The organism is Streptomyces sp. NPDC002845, assembly GCF_053591955.1.
Map to the genome: position 1 here is coordinate 1 of NZ_JBSFUU010000232.1, position 1,587 is coordinate 1,587.

Here is a 1,587-nt window from a genome sequence, read left to right on the forward strand (position 1 = left end):
CTGATGGAAGCGTAGGAACTCCCATTATCGCAGGTCAGCAGGCACCTCTTCCTATTTCTCCGTCCAAAGACCGGCTATCGCGTGGTGGATCGAGGCTCATAGGCCGACGGACCGGGTGAGGGATGGCCATGTACGAGGCGCACAGCGTGACCGGTGCTCAGCGAAGGCGTTGCGCCAGGAGCGGTGGATGGGTCCGCATCAGGTCCGATGCCAGCCCATGTCCAGTCCCGTCGAGTCCTTGAGGACCTGGTTCAGCGCTTCGACCTGTCCGACGTCGTCGAAGAGGCTGCGGGGAAGGTGGTCGTGAGCGAGAGGGCCGACGCCGTGCAGGATGTCGTCGTACGCCGACGCCACGGCGGCACCTATCAGTAGGTCCGTCGCCTCATCGAGGCCCACGTGCTCCGCCGGCCACCGGTACTCACCCTGACTCACCTGGAACACCGGGAACAGCCACTGCATGTCCCGGTCGGGCTTGATGAACCTGGTCGCTCTCTCGCCCAGGAAATTGACGCCGTAGCGCGAGATCGAACAGACGTCTCTTTCCCGCAGGGCAAGCAGACGTGAAGCGCACATGAGGGACACGGCAGGCGTACGCGCGGACAGGTGCATGGGGGCCGTGGCGGCTTCCCGGAGGGTCGAGAGGTCGGACAGACGGGAAGCCACGCTTCCCATCCGGAGCCCACTGCGCTTGGCCAGCATGTGCTGGAAGTGGACCGTCGCCTCGTGGCTCGGATACTGGAACTCCAGGTCCGTCTCCCAGCCCGTCATCGCCTTGGCTGCCGTCACGAACCGGTAGGGAGGGTAGAGCTCTTTCCAGTCGACGGACGGGTCGTCGGAGTTCAAGCCCGGCACCACAGGGTTCAGTGCGAAGTCGATGAGGGCCAGGACGGTACTTCCGCCGAGGGTGCGCCCTGCGAGAGCACGTGCCAGGCGACACGGCATCCCATACTCGCCGTTCAGCACCTCGAGCAAGAACTCGCGCAGCGCCGGGTCAGCTTTCCGTATGAAGGCGCCCTCGAACTGGAAGAGTTCGTCGAGCACCGCCGCGCACTCGAAGAGGACGCGAGTGGTGAGCGGGCCCTCGGAGGTGTGCACGAGCTTCAGGGGCCCGTCGATGCCGACGCGTACGTCATCGGGACACTCGACCATCTCCATGCCCGCACCCTGGCGCCACATGTCTTCGAGGGAGTGCTCCATTGCCGCCCGCATGTCCCAGGTGGCGGTGTCGAACTCCGTCAGACCCTCCGGGTCCAAGAGGAGGTAGTAGGCGAAGTAGAGGTTGAGCCAATCCAATTCGCTGTATTTCAGTTCCCCTTGGGCGTGCTTGGGGTAGCGCTCGAAGGAGAAAAAGGGGAGTCCGCTGCTCCGGTCCTCGTGGAGATGCTCCACGTCTTGCCGGGGCAGGTGAGAGATCGTGTACGCGGCCAACTGGTCCCTTGTGCGCCGCAGCAGGCTCAGAAGAATGCCGACAGTGGATCCGTGATATCGCGCCCAGTGACGTTTTCTCAGCGGTGATCATTTCCAGATTCCGTTGAGGGCGAGGGCGGCGCGGGCGATGTCGCCGATTCGGCTCGGGCTGAGGGTGAT

At 64.1% G+C, this 1,587-nt stretch carries 1 protein-coding gene; it reads right to left on the reverse strand.

Going from position 1 to position 1,587, the window contains the following annotated elements:
- Positions 1 to 198: 198 nt before the first annotated feature.
- Positions 199 to 1,428 carry a hypothetical protein gene (locus ACWD3C_RS48545; RefSeq protein WP_451155235.1) on the reverse strand — a complete coding sequence of 410 codons (1,230 nt, stop codon included), beginning with the start codon at positions 1,426 to 1,428 and terminating at the stop codon, positions 199 to 201.
- Positions 1,429 to 1,587 lie beyond the last annotated feature (159 nt).